This window comes from Sphingomonas sp. EU05-FHT14C10, assembly GCF_058790595.1.
On record NZ_JBYTEN010000002.1, the window covers coordinates 309,792 to 328,798 of the forward strand.

A 19,007-nucleotide genomic window follows, 5' to 3' on the forward strand; every position below is an offset into this window, starting at 1 on the left:
GACACCCCTGAACGGGAGATCGGTTGGGGCAGCGTGCCGGGGCCATTTCGGGGGAATGCGCCCGCGGACGCATTCCCAATCGCATCAGGCCCAAATCACCTCAGGCCAGCGCAGCCTTCAGCGCGTCGACCAGATCGGTCTTTTCCCACGGGAAGAAATCGCCCTCGGGGGTGCGGCCGAAGTGACCATAGGCCGCCGTCTTCTGGTAGATCGGCTTGTTGAGGCCGAGGTGGAGGCGGATGCCCTTCGGCGTCAGCTTCACCAGCGTGGGCAGCACAGCCTCGATCGCCGATTCGGCGACGGTGCCGGTGCCGTGCGTGTCGACATAGAGCGACAGCGGCTCGGCGACGCCGATGGCGTAGGAGAGCTGGATCGTGCAGCGGCGGGCGAGCCCGGCGGCGACGATGTTCTTCGCCATGTAGCGCGAGATATAGGCGGCCGAACGGTCGACCTTGGTCGGGTCCTTGCCGCTGAACGCGCCGCCGCCATGGGGCGAAGCGCCGCCATAGGTGTCGACGATGATCTTGCGGCCGGTCAGCCCGGCGTCGCCGTCGGGGCCGCCGATTTCGAACAGGCCGGTCGGGTTGACGTAAATCTGCTCGTCCTCGGGCAGCCAGCCATCGGGGAGCACGTCGGCCATCACGCCCTTCACATAGGTGCGCAGTTCGGCGCGGCTCTCGTCATTGTCCATGCCGGGGGCGTGCTGGGTCGAGACGACCAGCGCGGTGGCGCGCACCGGCTTCTCGTCGACATATTCCAGCGTGACCTGGCTCTTCGCGTCGGGCTCGAGGAAGTCGACGACCTTGCCGTGGCGGTCGGCGGCCATGCGCTCGAGGATCTTGTGCGAATAATAGAGCGTGGCGGGCATCAGATCCGGCGTCTCGTCCGACGCATAGCCGAACATGATGCCCTGATCGCCGGCGCCTTCGTCCTTGTTGCCGCTCTCGTCCACGCCCTGCGCGATGTGCGCGGACTGGCCGTGGAGATTGTTCTCGAAACGGAAGGTCTGCCAGTGGAAGCCGGCCTGCTCATAACCGATGCGCTTCACGGTCGCGCGGACGGTGGCCTCGATCTCTTCCTGAGCGCCCGGCGCCCAAGCGCCATTCTCATAGACGCCCTTGCAGCGGATTTCGCCGGCGAGGACGACGAGCTGGGTGGTCGTCAGCGTCTCGCAGGCGATGCGCGCTTCGGGATCCTTGGAAAGGAACAGATCGACGATCGAATCCGAAATCTGGTCGGCGACCTTGTCGGGATGACCTTCGGAAACCGACTCGGATGTGAAGAGGAATTTGCTGCGCATCGTTGGTCCTGCGTGGTGAAGGATGATGTCGAGAGACGGATATAAAGATTTCGTTATATGCGCCCTAGCGCGCCCGGCGGCGCATTGCAACGGCCAAGGCGGCGAGCAGAAGCGCCAGTGCGAGCGAAAGAAGGTTACCCACGCGGGCGAACAGGGTCGGCGGAGCCAGAGGCGGAACGCGCATCTCGATATAGCCGCCGGTATCGCGCGGGATGCGCTGCAGGATCACGCCATTGGGATCGACCACCGCCGAAATGCCCGTTGGGGTCGATCGCACCACCGGCACCCCGTCCTCGATCGCGCGCAGCCGCGCCTGCGCCAGATGCTGCGGCGGCCCCCAAGCGCCGAACCAGGCGTCGTTGGAGGGATTGAACAGGAAGAGCGGGCGGTTGCGTTCGTCGATCACATGGCCGGGAAAGATGATCTCGTAGCAGATCTGCATGCCGACCTTGCCGAAGCCCGGAATCTCCAGGCTCTGCGGACCCGGACCAGGCCAGAAATCGAGATCGCCCGGCACCAGCCGCGACAGGCCGATCGCCGAAAGGATCGGGCGCATCGGCAGATATTCGCCATAGGGCACGAGATGAGACTTGTCGTAGCGCCCGGTGATCCGCCCGTCGGACGCCAGCGCGAACAGGCTGTTGCGCGCCGCGATCACGCGATTCTGGTCATCGCCGATCAGCGACACGCCGCCGGCAAGCAGCATGTCCCGCGGCCCGAGCAGGCTCGCGATCCGCAGTCGCGCATAGGACTCGAACTCGATGAATTCAGGGATTGCCGCTTCGGGCCACAGGATCAGGCGCGGCGCAACGCCGGGCGCGCCCGAAAGCCCCGCGAGCTTGCGGAAATTGGCGCGATCATAGGCGGCGCCTTCCTTCTCCTGTTGCGGTATATTGGGCTGGACGACGCGAACCAGGGGGCCATCAGGTCCTTTGGGCAGGGCTTGCAGCGCGGCAAGCGCCGCGACGAAGATCGCCACGATCGCGATCCCCCCTGCCTTCCAGCGGCGCTCGAACAACAGCAGCAGCCCGCCTGCCGCGATCATCGCGAGCCCGCCCAGCCCGAACGTGCCGATCCAGCGCGCGCTTTCGGCAACCGGGAGCAGCGGCAGCCACACAACGCCCAGCGGATTCCACGCAAAGCCGGTGAACATCGTCGCGCGCAGCCATTCGGTGACGATCCAGCCGGCGGCGAAGACGGGGACGATCCGTGCGCTGTCGCCGCGCCCGAAGCGCCACGCCAGCCCGGCCGCCAGCGCCGGATAGACAGCGAGGTAAAAGGACAGCAGCACGACCGCGAGATAGCCGAGCTGTGCTGGCATCTTGTCCTGAAAGGTGAAGGCGTGGGCGATCCAGTTGAGCCCCACGGTAAAATGCCCGACGCCGAACCAGTAGCCCCGCCCCAGCGCCTGCCACAGCGTTCCAGCCTGCGCCGTCACCGCAATCAGCAGCGCGAAACAGACCAGCGTCACCGGCCACAGGTCGAGCGGTGCGAACCCGGTCGCGGACAGCGCGCCGAGGCCGATCATCGCCGGAATCATCATGCGCCGCATCTTCATCGTCCGCGCCTATCGCGGTTCCGGACGCCCAGCACAATGGCTGGCATCAGAAGCGGATAGGGCGTCATCCCTCAGCGCTTGTCCGGCCTTTCGGTGAAATCGAAATGGATGCGGACCCATGCGCCGATCTGCGCCTTACCGCCGATGCGCGGCGGGCGCACGCGGAACTGCCATGCGGCCTGGCGCAGCATCCGGGCCAGCCGCGATCCCGGCGGCGACTCTCCCAGCTCGCGGCAATCCTCGACGCGATAATCGGGCGCGGTGCGGCAAGCGATCTCCGCCCAGCCGCCTTCGGGCGTGCCGGTGGGCGGTCGATAGAGCGCAAGCTCCGCGTCCCTCGGCTCGCGATACCATTCGGCATTATAGAGGCGCTCGCCGTTCGGCCCCTCGCCCGGCCCGACGGTCGAATCATTGTCCGCGCCCGACGACTGCCCCTGCCCCGGCTTTCCGGCCTTCGCGATATTGGCGATGTTGGCCGAAGCGAATTCGTTGCGGTTGAGGATGATCATCTCAGGCGGGAACGGCGTCGGCGGCGAAGGCGGCACGACGGCGGGGGCCGGTATCGGCGCTGGCTTGGGCGGCGACTGGCCAGCATTGGCTGGCTTCTCGCGCGTCACCTTGCGTGTCGGCGCCTCGGAGACTTCGGGCATGACATTGAAGGTGATCAGCGGCTTGTCTGGCTTGTTGATCAGCGGCCCGAGCACGCCCATGCGCATCAGCATCACGACAAGGATGGCGTTGATCGCAAGCGCGAGCAGAGCGGCGACGATCCGCCCTTCGCGGCGGCCGCCCGGCTTGTAGCTGTACTGATCGGAAGCCGACGGCATGCGGCGGTTCACCTAGTGACAGCCGCCCGCCCCGCCAACTGATTCTTTGTTCATGTAAGATGAGGCACGTCAGTTGCGCGCCGGGAGCAGCGCCTTGTCGATCCGCGCCGACACGCCGACGCTGCGCCCCGCGAGATTGGCGACGTCGTAGCGCACGGCAGTGCCCAGCAATTGCGCAGCTTCGGACAGGTTCAGCCCGTAATCCTGCTGGAGCCACTGGATCAGACCACCCGTCGCCGCCTTCAGCGCTTCGTCGAGCGATCCCGCCTGCCCCAGAGCCATGATCTGCGTCGGCGATTCGACGCGCGGCAGGTTTATCGCCTTGCCCTTGACCAGATCGACGCTGAACTCGACGTCGAGCGAGGTTTCCAGCGCATATTGGCTGGTCTCCCCGTCGCCCTGCAACGCATGGCCGTCGCCAAGATAAAGCAGCGCGCCCGGCTGCTGCACCGGCAGATAGACTGTGTTCCCCGTGACAACCTCGTTGAAATCCATGTTCCCGCCGAAGCGCGCCGTGTCACCCGTCGATACCGGCGGCGATCCGAACCCCGGCGCGACCGCCAGCCCGCCGAGCATCGGCTTCACCGGCACCCACAATCCCGCCAACGCTCCGCTCGCGCCTTCGGGCGATGCGCGGCCATTCGCACGATCGAGCTTCCATTTCACCGGCTTGCCGAGATCGGCGCCCTTCGCGGCCAGAGAGTTCGGCAGCGCGCGGCCGACGATCATGTCGAGGCTGTCGGCCCAGTCGCGGTTGAGCGACAGCCGCCGGATATGGACGACCAGCGTGTCGCCGGGTGCCGCGCCCGCGACGAAGAAGGGGCCGGTCTGCGGATTGCCGAACAGCGCGCGAGTCACGCCGCGCGCATCGACCCCGCCCGAATCGATCGTCTCGGTGCGCACGACGTCGCCTGGCCAGATGGTCAGCACCGGCGATCGGCCGGCATCGAAGCTGTTCGAGAAAGTGACGGGCCGGTAATCGATCGTGCGCGGGCCGCCCGCCGGCCGATCGGGAATCCGCCGCGCCGAGAAGCGATGCTTCGCGCGCATATCGGGGCGGTTCGTATCGGGAAAATCGGCCTCGCCCGACAGGGCGGCGCCCGCTCGGCGCGCGTCGAAACTGTACGTCGCGCCGCGGCTATCGGTGACGGTGAAGACGATCCTGTTCCCCGACACCCGCCCCGTCAGCCGGTCTCCGTCGAGATCGCCGGACAGTTGTCCGCCCGCGCGATTGAGCGTCAGCAACTGATGGCTGGGATTGCCCCACAGATCGGTCGTGACGACCCAGCTTTCTGCGTGCGCGGCAGTGGCCGTCAACGCAATCCCGCACAGCAACAGCCTTTTCATGCGCCCGCCCTTATCGACTACATATGTAGTCATAAAAGCATGCTTCAGACTGTCAACGGATTCACAGCGTCCAGATCAGGACGTTGAGCAGCATCACCAGTGCCGCGCCCAGCATCAGCCAACCCTGCTTGCGATTGTCGCCGCCCTTGCGCAGCAGACGGATGCCGCCGACCGCCAACACCGCCACCGCGAGCATGACGATGCTGTAGAGCAGGTCGCGCCCCATCATGCGGCGATCATGCGGGTGAAGGTCGCGGGATCGACATTGCCCCCCGACAGGATGATGAGCGTGCGATCGTCGACGGGCACCTTGCCGGCCAGCGCGGCGGCGAGCGCAACCGCACCGCCCGGCTCGACGACGAGTCGCAGCGCGCGGAAGGCATGGGCCATAGCCGCGCCGATTTCGGACTCACTCACCCACAGCCCGCGCGCGTCGCGCGCCTTGAGCACGTCGAACGTCAGCTGAGCGACGCGGAACGTCTGGAGCGCGTCGCACGAGGTAGGCGGCGCGGGCGTCTCGACCGGCACGATCTCGCCCACCTCCAGCGAGCGCCCCATGTCGTCCCAGCCCTCGGGCTCAACGATGACGATCTCTGCCTCGGGGAGCGCGAGCGCGATACCCGCCGACAGTCCGCCGCCGCCGCAGGGAATGATCACGCGCGTCGGCGGCGCGGGAAGCTGCGCCAGCGCCTCGAGGCCGGCGCTCCCCTGCCCTTCGACCACCCACGGATCGTCGAAGCTCGGGACCAGCGTCGCGCCGCGCTCGCCGGCCAGCCGCGCGGCGATGGCCTCGCGGCTTTCGGTCAGCCGGTCGTAGAGGATCACCTCCGCCCCCAGCGCACGCGTCGCGGCCAGCTTGGCCGCCGGCGCATCGGCCGGCATGACGATCGTCGCGGCCATCGCCAGCCGGCGCGCCGCCCATGCGACGCCCTGCGCATGATTGCCCGACGAAAAGGCGACGACTCCCCGCGCGCGTTCGGACTCGGAAAGATCGGTCAGCCGGTGCCAGGCGCCGCGCAGCTTGAACGCGCCCATGGGCTGCAGCGATTCGGCTTTTACCCAGGCATTTGCGTCGCCGATCGCCACCGGGAATACCGGCGTCGGCGGCCCGATTTTCTGCAGTTTATCCAATGCGTTAACTACGCCATCTCGCACCGGTTGTCGCATTTTCATCACATCCTGTCGGTGGCCTGAAATGGCACGCGATTCAATCTCTTTACAGGGGGGGTAGCTGTTTCTATATCGCCCGTCCGCTGCCCCATGGGACTTCCACCGCAAGGCAGTGATTTTTGAACGCTACCACTGGAGGTCCCTTGAGTTGCACAAGCACCATAGCGCGCTGGGGCTAGCTGCCGCCCTTCGACCGGTTCAGCCGGTCACGCTCGTTCGTCCGCACGCCGCCCGGCGCGCCGCCCGCTTCTTCGTCGAGAAGTTTCCGGGCCGCTCTGTCTACGCGGTAAAGGCGAATCCCTCCCCCGACCTGCTCAAGGTCCTGTGGGAGAGCGGAATCACGCACTACGACGTCGCCTCGATCGCCGAGGTGCGGCTGGTCGCCGAAACGCTGCCCGAAGCCACGCTGTGCTTCATGCATCCGGTGAAGGCCGAGGAAGCGATCGCCGAGGCTTATTTCACCCACGGCGTCCGCGTCTTCTCGCTCGACACGATCGACGAGCTCGAAAAGATCATGCGCGCTACCCGGGACGCGACCGATCTCACGCTGTGCGTTCGCCTGCGCGTCTCCTCGGAACATTCGAAGCTCAGCCTCGCCTCCAAGTTCGGCGCCGCGCCGGAAGAGGCCAAGGCGCTGCTCTTCGCCGCCCGTCAGGCGGCGGACTCGCTCGGTATCTGCTTCCATGTCGGCAGCCAGGCGATGACGCCCGAGGCCTATGGCAATGCGATCGAGCGCGTGCGCATCGCCATCGTCGATGCGGCGGTGACGGTCGACGTCGTCGATGTCGGCGGCGGCTTCCCCTCGGTCTATCCGGGGATGGAGCCCCCGCCGCTGGAACGTTATTTCGAGACGATCCACCGTGCCTTCGAAAGCCTGCCGGTCAGCTATTCGGCCGAACTGTGGGCCGAGCCGGGCCGTGCGCTGTGCGCCGAATACAGCTCGCTCATCGTCCGCGTCGAGAAGCGCCGCGGCAGCGAGCTGTACATCAACGACGGCGCCTATGGCGCGCTGTTCGATGCCGCGCATGTCGGCTGGCGCTTCCCGGTCACGCTGCTGCGCGAGCCGGAATCGGATGCGCGCGACATGGCGTTCAGCTTCTACGGCCCGACCTGCGACGATCTGGACCATATGACCGGTCCGTTCATGCTGCCGGCGGATACGCGCGCAGGCGACTATCTGGAGATCGGGATGCTCGGCGCCTATGGCGCGGCGATGCGCACCGGCTTCAACGGTTTCGGCGCGACCGAGACCATCGTCGTCGACGATGAGCCGATGGCGTCGCTCTACACGGGCACCGACGAGCGCACCGCGGTTCCGTCGAACGTCGTCACGCTGTAACAGTCACCCATCAACAACCGTCATCCCGGTGGAACGATCCACCGGGATGACGGCTATTTGCTTGTCACCGGAGTCCTGCCAATGACCACCACGATCAACGACACGCGCAAGGCCGAGCTTCTCTCGACCACTGTCGAGCATGTCGACATCCGCAGCTTCGACGCGCGGCCGATCATCGACTCGATGGAGAAGATGAGCTTCACCAGCCGCGATCTCGCGCGCGCCACCCGCATCTACAACCAGATGCTCGAGGACAAGGATTGCTCGATCTTCCTCGTGATCGCGGGCTCGACCTCGGCGGGCGGCTGCATGGATCTCTATGCGGAACTGCTGCGCTCGAACATGATCGACGGCGTGGTCGCCACCGGCGCGTCGATCGTCGACATGGATTTCTTCGAGGGCCTTGGCCACAAGCATTATCAGGCGCTCGAAGTGCCCGACGACAACACGCTGCGCTCGCTCTACATCGACCGCATCTATGATACCTATATTGACGAGGAGCAGCTTCAGGACTGCGACCACACGATCTTCGAGATCGCCGAGTCTCTGGAACCCAGGCCCTATTCGTCGCGCGCCTTCATCCGAGAGATGGGCCGTTACCTTTCGGAGCATGGCAAGAAGGAGAACAGCCTCGTCAAGCTCGCCTACGAGCATGACGTGCCGATCTTCTGCCCTGCTTTCGTCGACAGCTCGGCCGGCTTCGGCCTCGTCAAGCACCAGGTCGAGCGCGCCAAGGCAGGCAAGCCCTATATGGTGCTCGACGCCATCGCCGACTTCCGCGAACTGACCGACATCAAGATCAAGGCGGGCACCACCGGCCTGCTGATGATCGGCGGCGGCGTGCCGAAGAACTTCATTCAGGACACCGTCGTCTGCGCCGAGATCCTCGGTCACGACGATGTCGAGATGCACAAATACGCCGTGCAGATCACCGTCGCCGACGTGCGCGACGGCGCCTGCTCCTCCTCGACGCTCAAGGAAGCGGCGAGCTGGGGCAAGGTCGACACCACGCTCGAGCAGATGGTGTTCGCCGAGGCCGGTTCGGTGATGCCGTTGCTGGCGTCGGACGCCTGGCACCGCGGCGCCTGGAAGGATCGGCCGAAGCGCGCCTGGGGCAAGATCTTCGGCTGATCTCGCCAGAGGCATACGGCACATAAAAGGAAAGGCCCGGCGGATCGCTCCGCCGGGCCTTTTTCTTCGTGCCTTGCCGGCTGGCGCTTAGCGGCGATCGCCCATGAAGCGCAGCAGGAACAGGAACATGTTGATGAAGTCGAGATAGAGCGTCAGCGCACCCATCACCACCGACTTGCCGATGAACTCGGTGCCCTGTACATGGGCGTATATGCTCTTGATCTTCTGCGTATCGTAGGCGGTGAGGCCCGCGAACAGCAGCACGCCGATGCCGCTGATCACCAGATCAAGCCCGCTGGACTTGAGGAACAGGTTGACCAGCATCGCGACGATCAGGCCGACGACACCCATGATCAGGAAGGTGCCGAACGCCGACAGATCACGCTTGGTCGTGTAGCCCCACAGGCTGAGGCCCGCGAAGGCCGCGGCCGAAGCGAAGAAGGTCTGCGCGACCGACGCACCGGTATAGACCAACAAGACCGTCGACAGCGACAGGCCCATCAGCACCGCATAGGCCCAGAACAGCGCCTTCGCCGTCCCTTCCGAAATGCGGTCGATGCCGAATCTCAGCCACATCACCACGCCCAGCGGCGCGAGGATGACGACCCACTTCAGGATGCCGCCATTGATGAAAAGCTGCGCGGCGGGCGAAGTGACGCCGCCCCACGAGAAGGCAAGCGCGACGATGCCCGTCAGCAGGACGCCCGACGCCATATAGTTGTACACCGACAGCATGTACGACCGCAGACCGGCGTCAAATGCGGCATCCTGCGTGGCCGATGCCGGACCGCCATAGGCAGTCGTGCGGGGATCAGACCAGTTTGCCATTGCGAATAAACTCCTCTTCCCGGCGAAAGGCCGGACCCTCATAATATCGGTGGATTACCTGTTCCTTTCAAGCGAAACCGGTTCCGCAACATTTCGTAATGATAACGTCATGCACCGTCTGTTCGTCGCCATCCGTCCTCCTGCCGAGATCAGACGCGCGCTGACCGCGCTGATGGGCGGGGTCGCGGGCGCGCGATGGCAGGACGACGACCAGCTTCACATCACGCTGCGCTTCATCGGCGAGGTTGACGGGCGCATGGCGGACGATATCGCGGCCGCGCTCGGCACCGTGCATTGTCCGCCGCTCGAACTCGGCGTTTCGGGCGTCGGCATGTTCGACCGCAAGGGACGCATCGATACACTGTGGGCCGGTATTACGCCGCGCGACGCGATCGAGCGCCTGCACCGGAAAATCGATCAGGCGCTCGTCCGCGTCGGACTGCCGGCGGAGACGCGTGCTTATCTGCCGCACATCACCCTGGCGCGCTTCGGCCGCGAGGCGGGGCCGCTCGATGCGTTCAACGCGCTGCACGGCGGCCTCTCGCTGCCGCCGTTCCACGCCACGCATTTCTGCCTCTACGAAAGCCATATGGGGCACACGGGCAGCAGCTACGAGATCGTCGAACGCTACCCGCTCGGTTAAGGCCGACTGACATTCTGCGCACGACTACTGGGCTGGGCTGCAATGCGATTTATCTGCCCTCGGCGCGGCAATCCCTGCACATCCGCTTCACAGAGTCGCATTTATGACATTGCTGCAAAATCCTGTGCAAGCCATATGCGACCCATAAGCCTATGTTTTTTTGGGAGTGTCATGCAAAAATTGGCGCGTTTGACGTTCTATGTGGAACCGGTAACTTATCGGCAGGATCCATTATTTCTCTCGCCCTGGATTGAATGGATTGCACGGATCATCCGGGCTAACGCCGACAGGACTGGACTTTCCTTCAGTATCGCCTCAAGCCCTTGGTTGTGTCGCGCGCTTCAAAACCGCGTCGGCCCGATTTCAACCTTTTCGATCAACCCGATCGATGTATTGTCCCCTTTCGGAATGAACCGCGTTCGCTATGGGCAAGACCTTGCGCGACGCAAAGAGGATGCGGTCGAAAATCAGGCGCTGCAGGAAATCATTTCCTCCATGGTGGCAGAGCTTGAGCCGGATGCTATCCTGTCATTTACCCAGAATCGTTATCTCGCAAGCCTTTCGCCGGAGATCACGACTCTATTCTCCGAAATGCAGCCCTTGCCCCGAGCGATGGGCACCGGCTTCTTCCTTGACCCATTTGGCCATCAGACCGAGAGCCTCCTGGTGCGCGCGGCGCAGCGTATTCGGTCGCTCGAGCTTCCGATCGGACTGGAAGCGGCAATCCAGCGGGATTGGGAGGTTCGCTTCACGGAGCCCAATCTCAATGATCCGGAAACGGCTGAAATGATAAATTGGTTCGCCGCCGCAGCCGGCGGCGCGCCCGTTGCGATGTTTGCGATGCAGCCGCCCGATTGGCTAACCTTCGAGGGGTTAGGACGCGGCACCACGCCCGAAGATCTGCTTCTGGCATCTCTAGATGCGCTGCCATCCGGGTGGCGTGCGGTGGCGACCTACCATCCCGGCCATCAGTTGTCGCGCACGCTTGAAGAGAGCATCGCAGAGCAAATGCCCAACCTACTGTTGCTGCCGGAGCGGTGGAAACAGGGCCGGTCGGAGTGGCTAATTCAAGCCATTGATGCCGTAATAACTGTCTCGTCAGTTGTCGGATGGTCAGCCCTTCTGGCCGGCAAGCGATCCGCAACCCTCGGCCGATCAAATCTGGCGGGATTCGCCTCGACCAGCATCGAATATATCGACACATCACTCCCCCTCTCGTCACGTTCTAGATTAAATCTGGCGACATTTCTTAGTTATCGCTATTGCATTCCTGAACAAAAATTCCTTGATGAACCAGATTATTTGCTAGATACGGTCTCACATATAAGGAAATATGGAGAGGAATATTTTTTCGATGGACTTTGATTTTGAAATAATTATTTAGATTTATTGACACGTTTCCGCGATTTTTGCTTAAAAAATCTCAATCCAATCTCTCTCGCGGATGATCGCGCCCGCCAGCCCCTTGGCCCCCGCCACCGCCTCGTTCCAGGTGATGTCAAACGCCGCGTCCGCCCCATAATAGGGATCGGCGACCGACTGGCTCTCGCGTCCCGCGACATGATCCAGCAGCAGGCTGAGCCGTGCCGTCGCTACGGCAGGGGCGATGCCGCGCAGATCGCGCAAATTGGCGGCATCCATCGCGACGATGCGATCGAAGCGGGTGAAATCGGCCTCGGTGACCTGCCGCGCTCGATAGGTCGAGATGTCGATGCCATGACGCTTCGCGACCGCGGATCGGGCGGATCGCCGCGATGCCAGCTGCCCGTGCCGGCCGAGTCGACCAGCGCATCGATGCCCCGCGCCTCCGCCTCGGCGCGAAAGGCGGCTTCGGCCAGCGGCGAACGACAGATATTGCCGAGGCAGACGAACAGTATGCTCACGCCCACATTTTCCCCTTCCATCCAGATGATTGAGCCTGCTAGCCGTGATGTCGACACAGAATAACGAGGAGAGCGACATGGCGACGAGCGAGGCGCAGGCGGCGACGCCACCCACGGAGCGTTACGCCTGGTATGTGCTGACCGTCCTCGTCATCGTCTACATGCTCAATTTCATCGATCGGCAAATTCTCAGCATCCTGGCCGAGGACATCAAGCGCGACCTGCATCTGGGCGATGCCGATCTGGGCTTCCTCTACGGCACGGCCTTCGGCGTCTTCTACGCGCTGTTCGGCATTCCGCTCGGGCGGCTCGCGGATAACTGGCATCGCGTACGGCTGATCACGATCGGCCTTGCCGTCTGGTCGGCGATGACGACGCTCTCCGGCTTCTCGCGCACCGGGGCGCAGCTTGGCGCGGCACGCATCGGCGTCGGCGTCGGCGAGGCGACGGCGTCGCCCAGCGCCTATTCGCTGCTGTCCGACTGGTTCCCGCGCGAGAAGCGGGCGACCGCGCTCGCCATCTATTCGTCGGGCCTCTATCTCGGCGGCGGCCTCTCGCTCTTCATCGGCGGGGCGATCGTCCAGAACTGGAACCAGGCTTTCCCCGGCGGCGGGCCGCTCGGCCTTGTCGGCTGGCAGGCCGCCTTCCTCGCTGTCGGCCTGCCCGGCCTGCTCGTCTCGCTGTGGGTCGCGACGCTGCGCGAGCCGTTGCGCGGCCAGTCGGACGGGATCGTCACGCCGCCCAGCCCGGCCCCGTTCCGCGGCTTCGTCGAGGAACTGTGCACCGTCATCCCGCCGCTGACGCTGATCGGCGCGGCGCGGCGCGGCATGACGGCGCTCGCGATCAACCTGCTCGCCGCCGCCATCGTCTTCGCGATCGGTTTCGCGATGACCCGACTCACCGGCGACACCGCGCAATGGGCAGCGATCGGGCTGGGCGCCTATGCCGTATTCAGCTGGGCCACCGCGCTCAGGACGCGCGACAAGCCGGCCTTCGCCCTGATCTGGGGCAATCCCACCTTCCTGCTGGTGGTGGTCGGCTACGGACTCATTGCCTTCACCGCCTATGCCGTCAGCTTCTGGTCGCTGCCCTATGCGGAGCGCGTCTTCCATGTCTCGAAGGCGACGGCGGGCTTCATCATCGGCGCCAGCGGCGCGGCGGGCGGTTTTCTGGGCGTGATCATCGGCGGGCGTCTCGCGGACCGGCTGCGCAAGACCAATCCCGCCGGCCGCCTGATCGTCGCGCTGCTCGGCGCGACCTTGCCTGCGATCCTGCTGGTGATCAGCTTCACCACCACCAGCCTGCCGCTCTACTATGCGCTCCAACTGCCGATGACCGCACTGTCGAGCCTCGCGCTCGGCGCGTCGGCGGCGACGACGCAGGATCTGGTGCTGCCGCGCATGCGCGGGGCCGCGACCGCGACTTTCTTCATCGGCACTACGCTGATCGGCCTTGCGCTCGGGCCTTATATGGCAGGGCGCGTTTCGGCGTGGACGGGGAGTCTGTCGACTGGCGTGCTCTCGCTGCTGCTCGTCGCGCCGATCTCGATCGCCTGCCTGATCCTCGCCTACCGCAAGCTGCCCGCCGCCGAAGCGGGCCTGATCGAACGCGCCCGCGCGGCCGGGGAGCCCATCTGACACGCTACGATGGCAGGGCGCGCGGGCTCGCCTATGCGCTTGCGGCGCTCGCCGGCTATGTCGACGCGTTCGGATTCATGCATCTGAGCGGCTTCTTCGTCTCGTTCATGAGCGGCAATTCGACACGCCTCGCCGTCGGCACCGCGCACAATTTTACCGAAGCGCGCACTGCCTTCGGGCTGATCGCGGGTTTCGTCTGCGGCGTGGTGATCGGATCGCTTGCCGGCCGCGCCGCCGGGCCGCGCCGACAGATTGCGGTGTTGCTGCTCGTCTCCGCGCTCCTGACCGTCGCCGCGACGCTGGGGGCGCTCAGCATCCCTGGCACGGCGCTGGCGCTCGTCCTCGCCATGGGCACCGAAAACGCTGTGTTCGAGCATGACGGCGAAGTGCGCATCGGCCTGACCTATATGACGGGCACGCTCGTCAAATGCGGGCAGCGCATCGCCGCCGCGCTGACGGGCGGCGACAGGCTCGGCTGGCTGCCATTTCTGACGATGTGGCTGTCGCTGCTCGCCGGCGCGGTGGCGGGCGCGATGGTATTCCCGCGCCTCGGGCTTTCGGGCCTTTGGATCGCGGCGGCGGTGGCGCTGGCCTCAGCGCTGTTCGCCGCCGCTTTCCTGCCCGACGAAGGGCTTATTTCGCGCTGAACACGCCGCAGGCGATGCGGCCGCCGCTATTGCCCGCCGGATCGGTCTTCAGATCGTCCTCGCCAGCATGGACGACGAACGCCGCCCCGTCGACGTCGAGCAGCGCTTCCTCACCGGTCGCGATCGTGCCGCCGGGGACGAGGAACTTGACGACGCCCTTGCCGTCCGCACCGACCTTCAGATTAGGCAGGTCACCCGCGTGCGGACCCTGCGGGTTCATGCTGCCATGCATCTTGCCGGTGGGGTTCCAGTGGCCGCCGGCGGTGGTGAAGCCCGGCGCCTCGCACTTGCCGAGCGTGTGGATATGCACGCCGTGGAGGCCCGGCGTCAGCCCGGTCGCCTTGTAGACGACCTCGAGCCCCTTCGCCGTTTCGGTCGCGGTGACGGTGCCGTGCGCGACGCCGTCGGCTCCGCTGACCGTCGCGGTGGCGCCGGGCTTCGCGGCCGCAGTCAGCGCCAGCATCGCCGCCGCACTCATCAGGATCGTCGCGCTCTTCATCATCTGCTCCTCCATAGGCGTGTTCCGACAACGGCCGGGGGGCCGAACGGCTCCCTCTCTACAGCTTGTTAAGCGCAAGCATCTATGGGCGAATGCCGTCATGGCAAAGATCATCGTCCTGTTCGGCACGCGCCCCGAGGCGATCAAGCTGTTTCCCGTCGTCCACGCACTACGGGCGAAGCCGGGCATTGAGGTTTGCGTCGTCGTGACGGCGCAGCACCGCGCGATGCTCGATCAGGTGCTCGCGGTCGCGGGGATCGCGCCCGATTACGATCTGGACATGATGCAGCCGGGGCAGAGCCTGGATGCGCTGACCGCGCGGCTGATCGTGGCGATCGGCGCGGTGCTCGATGCGGAGCGGCCCGACCGGGTGATCGTGCAGGGCGACACGACCAGCGCGATGGCGGGAGCGCTCGCCGCGCATTACCGCCGGATTCCGGTCGCGCATGTCGAGGCGGGACTGCGCAGCGGCGACTTGATGCACCCCTGGCCCGAGGAAGCGAACCGCAGGATCATCAGCGTGATCGCCGACCTGCATTTCGCGCCGACCGAAAATGCGGCGGCGGCGCTGGTGCGGGAGAATGTTTCCGAATCCTGCTTGGTTGTCACGGGGAACACAGGGATTGACGCGCTGTTGGAGATGCGGGCGCGGATCGGGCGGGAACCGGGGCTGGCGGCCGGACTCGATACGATAGCGGAACGATACAGGGAAAAGCGCGTGATTGCGGTCACCGCGCACCGGCGCGAGAGTTTCGGGCAGGGAATGACGGACATCGCGGCGGCCCTGAGGCGGATCGCCGCGCGCGACGACGTGGCGCTCGTCATCCCGCTCCACCCCAATCCGCAGGCCGGCGCGGTGCTGCGCGCAGCGCTGGAGGATCTGCCCAACGTCGCGCTGATCGAGCCGCTCGACTATCCGCATTTCGTGCGGCTGCTCGACATGGCCGAAATCATCCTGACCGACAGCGGCGGCGTGCAGGAGGAAGCGCCCGCGCTGGGCAAGCCCGTGCTCGTCATGCGCGAGACGACCGAGCGCCCCGAAGGCATCGAGGCGGGCACCGCACGCCTTGTCGGCACCGATCCCGAACGCATCGTCCACGAGATATTTACCCTGCTCGACGACAAGCAGGCCTACGCACGCATGGCCCGCGCCCACAATCCCTATGGCGACGGTCAGGCGAGCGCGCGTATCGCAAGGGTCGTCGTCGATGGTTTCGGATCAACCGCCTAAGGTCGTCGTCATGGGGCTCGGCTATATCGGGCTCCCGACCGCTGCGCTGATCGCCCGATCGGGGGCGAGCGTGCTGGGCGTCGACGTCGATGCCGCCGTGGTCGAGACGGTCAATTCGGGGCGCATCCATATCGAGGAGATCGACCTGGCCGGGCTGGTGCAGGGCGTGGTCGAGCGCGGGCTGCTGCGCGCGGCGACGCAGGCCGGGCCGGCCGATATCTTCGTCATCGCCGTCCCCACCCCGATCGGCGCCGATCACGCGCCCGACACCAGCCATATCCTCGCCGCCGCGCGCGCGATCGCGCCGGTGCTGCAGCCCGGAAACTGCGTCATCCTCGAATCGACATCGCCCGTCGGCACGACCGAGGCGCTGCGCGACCTGATCGCCGCCGCGCGCCCCGACCTGCGCCTGCCCGGCCGCGCGGGCGACCATGCCGACATCGCCATCGCCTATTGCCCCGAGCGCGTGCTGCCCGGCCGCATCCTCGTCGAGCTGATCGACAATGACCGCTGCATCGGCGGCATCACCCCGCGCTGCGCGCGCAAGGCGCTGGGCTTCTATCGCCGCTTCGTGCGCGGGGCATGCGTGACGACGACGGCGCGGACCGCCGAGATGGTCAAGCTGACCGAGAACGCCTTCCGCGACGTCAACATCGCCTTCGCCAACGAATTGTCGCGCGTCGCCGACGCGACCGGGCTGGACGTGTGGGAAGTGATCCGCCTCGCCAACCGCCACCCGCGCGTCAACATCCTCCAGCCCGGCCCCGGCGTCGGCGGGCACTGCATCGCAGTCGACCCCTGGTTCATCGTCCACGCGGCGCCCGAACATACGCCGCTGATCCGCACCGCGCGCGAAGTGAACGACGCCAAGACCGACCATGTCATCGCGCGCGCCGAAGCGCTGGCGGCGGAGCATGCGGCGGCGCGCATCGCCTGCCTTGGCCTCGCCTTCAAGGCCAATATCGACGATCTGCGCGAAAGCCCGGCGCTGCGCATCGCGCTGAGCCTCGCCCGCCGCCACGGCAAGCGGCTGAGCATCGTCGAGCCGCATATCCCGGCGCTGCCCGCCGCCTTCGCCGGAACGGGCGCCGAACTGGTCGACATCGATCAGGCGCTCGGCAACTGCGACCTGCTGATCGTCCTTGTCGACCATGACATCTTCAAATCGGTGCCCGTCGACGAGCGCGCGGCCAAGATCGTCTATGACACGCGCGGCATCTGGCCGGACCAGCCGCGCCGCGAGCCGGCGGCGGCGCTGAAGCTGGCGGTCTGAGGACTTCGGCTCCGTTCGTCCCGAGCGCAGTCGAGGGACGACCGCGCGACGCCCCACGTCCCTCGACTGCGCTCGGGACGAACGGTGGGGGGGGGGGGGGGGCGTCATCGCGAGCGTAGCGACGCAATCCAGTGCGGTGTCGGGCATTCTGGATTGCTTCGTCGGCTTCGCCTCCTCGCAATGACGGGAGGGGGTTCTGCCCCATACTTGTCGCTTATGGCTGGCCGGCCAAACATACTGTAGTGCCCGCGCGCCGATCCTCCCCTATGCCGGGCGGGCGAGGGAGACGATGCCGATGGACATGCAGAGCGAAGCCGAGAGCCCCCCTGCCCGCTGGCGGCTGCGCGACTGGCGCAACCCGCTCAAGCGGCTCGGCCCCGGGCTGATCACCGGCGTCGCCGACGACGATCCCAGCGGCATCGCCACCTATTCGCAGGCGGGCGCGCAGTTCGGCTTCAACATGCTGTGGACGATGGCGCTGTCCTACCCGCTAATGTCGGCGGTGCAGCTGATGTGCGGCAATCTGGGGCGCGTCACCGGCAAGGGGCTGTCGGCGAACATCAAGGCCGTCTTCTCGCCGGCATTGCTGCGGGCGCTGGTCGCGCTGCTGCTGATCGCCAACATCCTCAACATCGCCGCCGACGTCGCCGCGATGGGCGAGGCGGCCGAGCTGGTGACCGGTATCGGTCGCCACTGGATGACGCTCGCCTTCGTTGCGCTGACCCTGGTCCTCCAGATTTTCGTGCCTTATCACCGTTACGTCAACATATTGAAATGGCTGACCTTATCCCTGCTCGCCTATATAGCGGTGCTGTTCACCGTGCATGTGCCATGGGGTGAGGTGCTGGCGCGCACCGTCTGGCCGCACCTGACCTTCGACGGCGATACGGCGACGATGATCGTCGGCGTCTTCGGCACGACGATCAGCCCCTATCTCTTCTTCTGGCAGGCATCGGAGGAAGTGGAGGATCTGCGCGGCGGCCCCGGGCTGATCGACGCGCCCGAGGCCGCGCCGACCGAACTGCGCCGCATCTCGTGGGATACGTGGAGCGGGATGCTCTATTCCAACGTCGCGGCCTGCTTCATCATCCTCGCGACCGCCGTGACGCTGCATGCCGACGGGCTGACGACGATCAACACCGCCGCCGAAGCGGCGAGCGCGCTCAAGCCGCTGGCGGGCGAATCCGCCTTCGCGCTGTTCGCGATCGGCATATTAGGCGTCGGGCTGGTCGGCGTGCCGGTGCTGGCCGGTTCGGCCGCCTATGCGATGGCCGAGGCGATGGGCTGGCACACCGGGCTGGAACGCAAGGTGATGGAGGCCAAGGGCTTCTATGGCGTGATCGCGGTCTCGGTGCTGGCCGCGCTGATCATCCAGTTCTCGCCGATCAACCCGATGCGCGCGCTGTTCTGGAGCGCGGTGATCAACGGCGTGGTCGCGGTGCCGCTGATGGCCGTGCTGATCCTGCTCGTCTCGCGGCGATCGGTGATGGGCGATTTCGTCGCCTCCAAGCCCATCCGCCTGCTCGGCTGGGCCGCGACCGGCCTGATGGGCGGCGCGGCGGCGCTGATGATCGGATCGATCTTCTTCTAGGCGAGGGCGTTCGCCCTTTCTCCGTTCGCGTCGAGCCCTTCGGCTGGCTGGCAAGCCAGCCGCTCAGGACGGGCTTCAACCCATCGGGTTGAAGTCGAGACAC

Annotated in this window: 17 protein-coding genes and 1 pseudogene; 9 read left to right on the forward strand and 9 right to left on the reverse strand. The window is 65.8% G+C overall.

Going from position 1 to position 19,007, the window contains the following annotated elements:
- Positions 1-100 precede the first annotated feature (100 nt).
- The 6 genes from metK to AC3WT0_RS04280 form a co-directional block, all read right to left on the reverse strand.
- Positions 101-1,300: a methionine adenosyltransferase gene (gene metK / locus AC3WT0_RS04255; RefSeq protein WP_492751730.1), complete on the reverse strand. Its 1,200-nt coding sequence runs from the start codon at positions 1,298-1,300 to the stop codon at positions 101-103.
- 64 nt (positions 1,301-1,364) lie between these two features.
- A complete protein-coding gene (gene lnt / locus AC3WT0_RS04260; protein WP_492751731.1) occupies positions 1,365-2,858 on the reverse strand; it encodes an apolipoprotein N-acyltransferase in 1,494 nt (497 codons plus the stop codon).
- Between the two features lie 71 nt (positions 2,859-2,929).
- On the reverse strand, positions 2,930-3,685 hold the full coding sequence (locus tag AC3WT0_RS04265; protein WP_492751732.1) for a hypothetical protein: 756 nt from the start codon (positions 3,683-3,685) through the stop codon (positions 2,930-2,932).
- 69 nt (positions 3,686-3,754) lie between these two features.
- A complete protein-coding gene (locus AC3WT0_RS04270; protein ID WP_492751733.1) occupies positions 3,755-5,032 on the reverse strand; it encodes an acetamidase/formamidase family protein in 1,278 nt (425 codons plus the stop codon).
- 61 nt (positions 5,033-5,093) lie between these two features.
- Positions 5,094-5,261 carry a hypothetical protein gene (locus tag AC3WT0_RS04275; protein WP_492751735.1) on the reverse strand — a complete coding sequence of 56 codons (168 nt, stop codon included), beginning with the start codon at positions 5,259-5,261 and terminating at the stop codon, positions 5,094-5,096.
- On the reverse strand, positions 5,258-6,199 hold the full coding sequence (locus AC3WT0_RS04280; protein WP_492751736.1) for a threonine ammonia-lyase: 942 nt from the start codon (positions 6,197-6,199) through the stop codon (positions 5,258-5,260). Before AC3WT0_RS04280 ends, AC3WT0_RS04275 begins: the two co-directional genes overlap by 4 nt.
- Before the next feature lie 151 nt (positions 6,200-6,350).
- Between AC3WT0_RS04280 and AC3WT0_RS04285 the strand changes: the two genes are divergently transcribed.
- Both AC3WT0_RS04285 and AC3WT0_RS04290 read left to right on the forward strand, forming a co-directional pair.
- Positions 6,351-7,541 (forward strand): type III PLP-dependent enzyme domain-containing protein, encoded by a 1,191-nt coding sequence (locus AC3WT0_RS04285; RefSeq protein WP_492751737.1) that lies wholly within the window; start codon positions 6,351-6,353, stop codon positions 7,539-7,541.
- 81 nt (positions 7,542-7,622) lie between these two features.
- Entirely contained in the window at positions 7,623-8,672 is a 1,050-nt protein-coding gene (locus tag AC3WT0_RS04290; protein ID WP_492751739.1) for a 1,9-bis(guanidino)-5-aza-nonane synthase, read from the forward strand.
- Between the two features lie 87 nt (positions 8,673-8,759).
- On the opposite strand, the gene AC3WT0_RS04295 is transcribed toward AC3WT0_RS04290, so the two are convergent.
- Entirely contained in the window at positions 8,760-9,500 is a 741-nt protein-coding gene (locus tag AC3WT0_RS04295) for a Bax inhibitor-1/YccA family protein (protein ID WP_492751740.1), read from the reverse strand.
- Positions 9,501-9,609: 109 nt separating this feature from the next.
- On the opposite strand from AC3WT0_RS04295, the gene thpR reads away from it, so the two are divergent.
- Both thpR and AC3WT0_RS04305 read left to right on the forward strand, forming a co-directional pair.
- Positions 9,610-10,143: an RNA 2',3'-cyclic phosphodiesterase gene (gene thpR / locus AC3WT0_RS04300; protein ID WP_492751741.1), complete on the forward strand. Its 534-nt coding sequence runs from the start codon at positions 9,610-9,612 to the stop codon at positions 10,141-10,143.
- Between the two features lie 171 nt (positions 10,144-10,314).
- Positions 10,315-11,508, forward strand: coding sequence for a hypothetical protein (locus tag AC3WT0_RS04305; protein WP_492751743.1), 1,194 nt, complete (start codon positions 10,315-10,317; stop codon positions 11,506-11,508).
- Between the two features lie 48 nt (positions 11,509-11,556).
- Here the strand turns inward: AC3WT0_RS04305 and AC3WT0_RS04310 are convergent.
- Positions 11,557-12,047, reverse strand: a pseudogene (locus tag AC3WT0_RS04310) (low molecular weight protein-tyrosine-phosphatase).
- 56 nt (positions 12,048-12,103) lie between these two features.
- On the opposite strand from AC3WT0_RS04310, the gene AC3WT0_RS04315 reads away from it, so the two are divergent.
- Together AC3WT0_RS04315 and AC3WT0_RS04320 are read left to right on the forward strand one after the other, a co-directional pair.
- The gene (locus AC3WT0_RS04315) at positions 12,104-13,663 is read left to right on the forward strand and encodes a spinster family MFS transporter (protein ID WP_492751745.1); all 1,560 of its coding nucleotides are present in this window, start codon (positions 12,104-12,106) and stop codon (positions 13,661-13,663) included.
- Entirely contained in the window at positions 13,660-14,310 is a 651-nt protein-coding gene (locus AC3WT0_RS04320; protein WP_492751860.1) for a YoaK family protein, read from the forward strand. Before AC3WT0_RS04315 ends, AC3WT0_RS04320 begins: the two co-directional genes overlap by 4 nt.
- Here the strand turns inward: AC3WT0_RS04320 and AC3WT0_RS04325 are convergent.
- Positions 14,297-14,809 (reverse strand): superoxide dismutase family protein, encoded by a 513-nt coding sequence (locus AC3WT0_RS04325; RefSeq protein WP_492751861.1) that lies wholly within the window; start codon positions 14,807-14,809, stop codon positions 14,297-14,299. The genes AC3WT0_RS04320 and AC3WT0_RS04325 overlap by 14 nt on opposite strands.
- Positions 14,810-14,909: 100 nt before the next feature.
- Between AC3WT0_RS04325 and wecB the strand changes: the two genes are divergently transcribed.
- From wecB to AC3WT0_RS04340, 3 genes are all read left to right on the forward strand, one after another.
- Positions 14,910-16,040, forward strand: a complete 1,131-nt coding sequence (gene wecB, locus AC3WT0_RS04330) for a non-hydrolyzing UDP-N-acetylglucosamine 2-epimerase (RefSeq protein ID WP_492751746.1) — start codon at positions 14,910-14,912, stop codon at positions 16,038-16,040.
- Entirely contained in the window at positions 16,018-17,313 is a 1,296-nt protein-coding gene (wecC, locus tag AC3WT0_RS04335; protein ID WP_492751747.1) for a UDP-N-acetyl-D-mannosamine dehydrogenase, read from the forward strand. The genes wecB and wecC overlap by 23 nt, the downstream gene beginning before the upstream one ends.
- A gap of 295 nt (positions 17,314-17,608) precedes the next feature.
- The gene (locus tag AC3WT0_RS04340) at positions 17,609-18,904 is read left to right on the forward strand and encodes an NRAMP family divalent metal transporter (RefSeq protein WP_492751748.1); all 1,296 of its coding nucleotides are present in this window, start codon (positions 17,609-17,611) and stop codon (positions 18,902-18,904) included.
- Positions 18,905-19,007: the final 103 nt, after the last annotated feature.

Coding starts and splice junctions, on each gene's coding strand:
- metK (WP_492751730.1), bottom strand. CDS start 1,300: ATGCGCAGCAAATTCCTCTTCACATCCGAGTCGGTTTCCGAAGGTCAT.
- lnt (WP_492751731.1), bottom strand. CDS start 2,858: ATGAAGATGCGGCGCATGATGATTCCGGCGATGATCGGCCTCGGCGCG.
- AC3WT0_RS04265 (WP_492751732.1), bottom strand. CDS start 3,685: ATGCCGTCGGCTTCCGATCAGTACAGCTACAAGCCGGGCGGCCGCCGC.
- AC3WT0_RS04270 (WP_492751733.1), bottom strand. CDS start 5,032: ATGAAAAGGCTGTTGCTGTGCGGGATTGCGTTGACGGCCACTGCCGCG.
- AC3WT0_RS04275 (WP_492751735.1), bottom strand. CDS start 5,261: ATGATGGGGCGCGACCTGCTCTACAGCATCGTCATGCTCGCGGTGGCG.
- AC3WT0_RS04280 (WP_492751736.1), bottom strand. CDS start 6,199: ATGCGACAACCGGTGCGAGATGGCGTAGTTAACGCATTGGATAAACTG.
- AC3WT0_RS04290 (WP_492751739.1), top strand. CDS start 7,623: ATGACCACCACGATCAACGACACGCGCAAGGCCGAGCTTCTCTCGACC.
- AC3WT0_RS04295 (WP_492751740.1), bottom strand. CDS start 9,500: ATGGCAAACTGGTCTGATCCCCGCACGACTGCCTATGGCGGTCCGGCA.
- thpR (WP_492751741.1), top strand. CDS start 9,610: ATGCACCGTCTGTTCGTCGCCATCCGTCCTCCTGCCGAGATCAGACGC.
- AC3WT0_RS04305 (WP_492751743.1), top strand. CDS start 10,315: ATGCAAAAATTGGCGCGTTTGACGTTCTATGTGGAACCGGTAACTTAT.
- AC3WT0_RS04315 (WP_492751745.1), top strand. CDS start 12,104: ATGGCGACGAGCGAGGCGCAGGCGGCGACGCCACCCACGGAGCGTTAC.
- AC3WT0_RS04325 (WP_492751861.1), bottom strand. CDS start 14,809: ATGAAGAGCGCGACGATCCTGATGAGTGCGGCGGCGATGCTGGCGCTG.
- wecB (WP_492751746.1), top strand. CDS start 14,910: ATGGCAAAGATCATCGTCCTGTTCGGCACGCGCCCCGAGGCGATCAAG.
- wecC (WP_492751747.1), top strand. CDS start 16,018: ATGGTTTCGGATCAACCGCCTAAGGTCGTCGTCATGGGGCTCGGCTAT.
- AC3WT0_RS04340 (WP_492751748.1), top strand. CDS start 17,609: ATGGACATGCAGAGCGAAGCCGAGAGCCCCCCTGCCCGCTGGCGGCTG.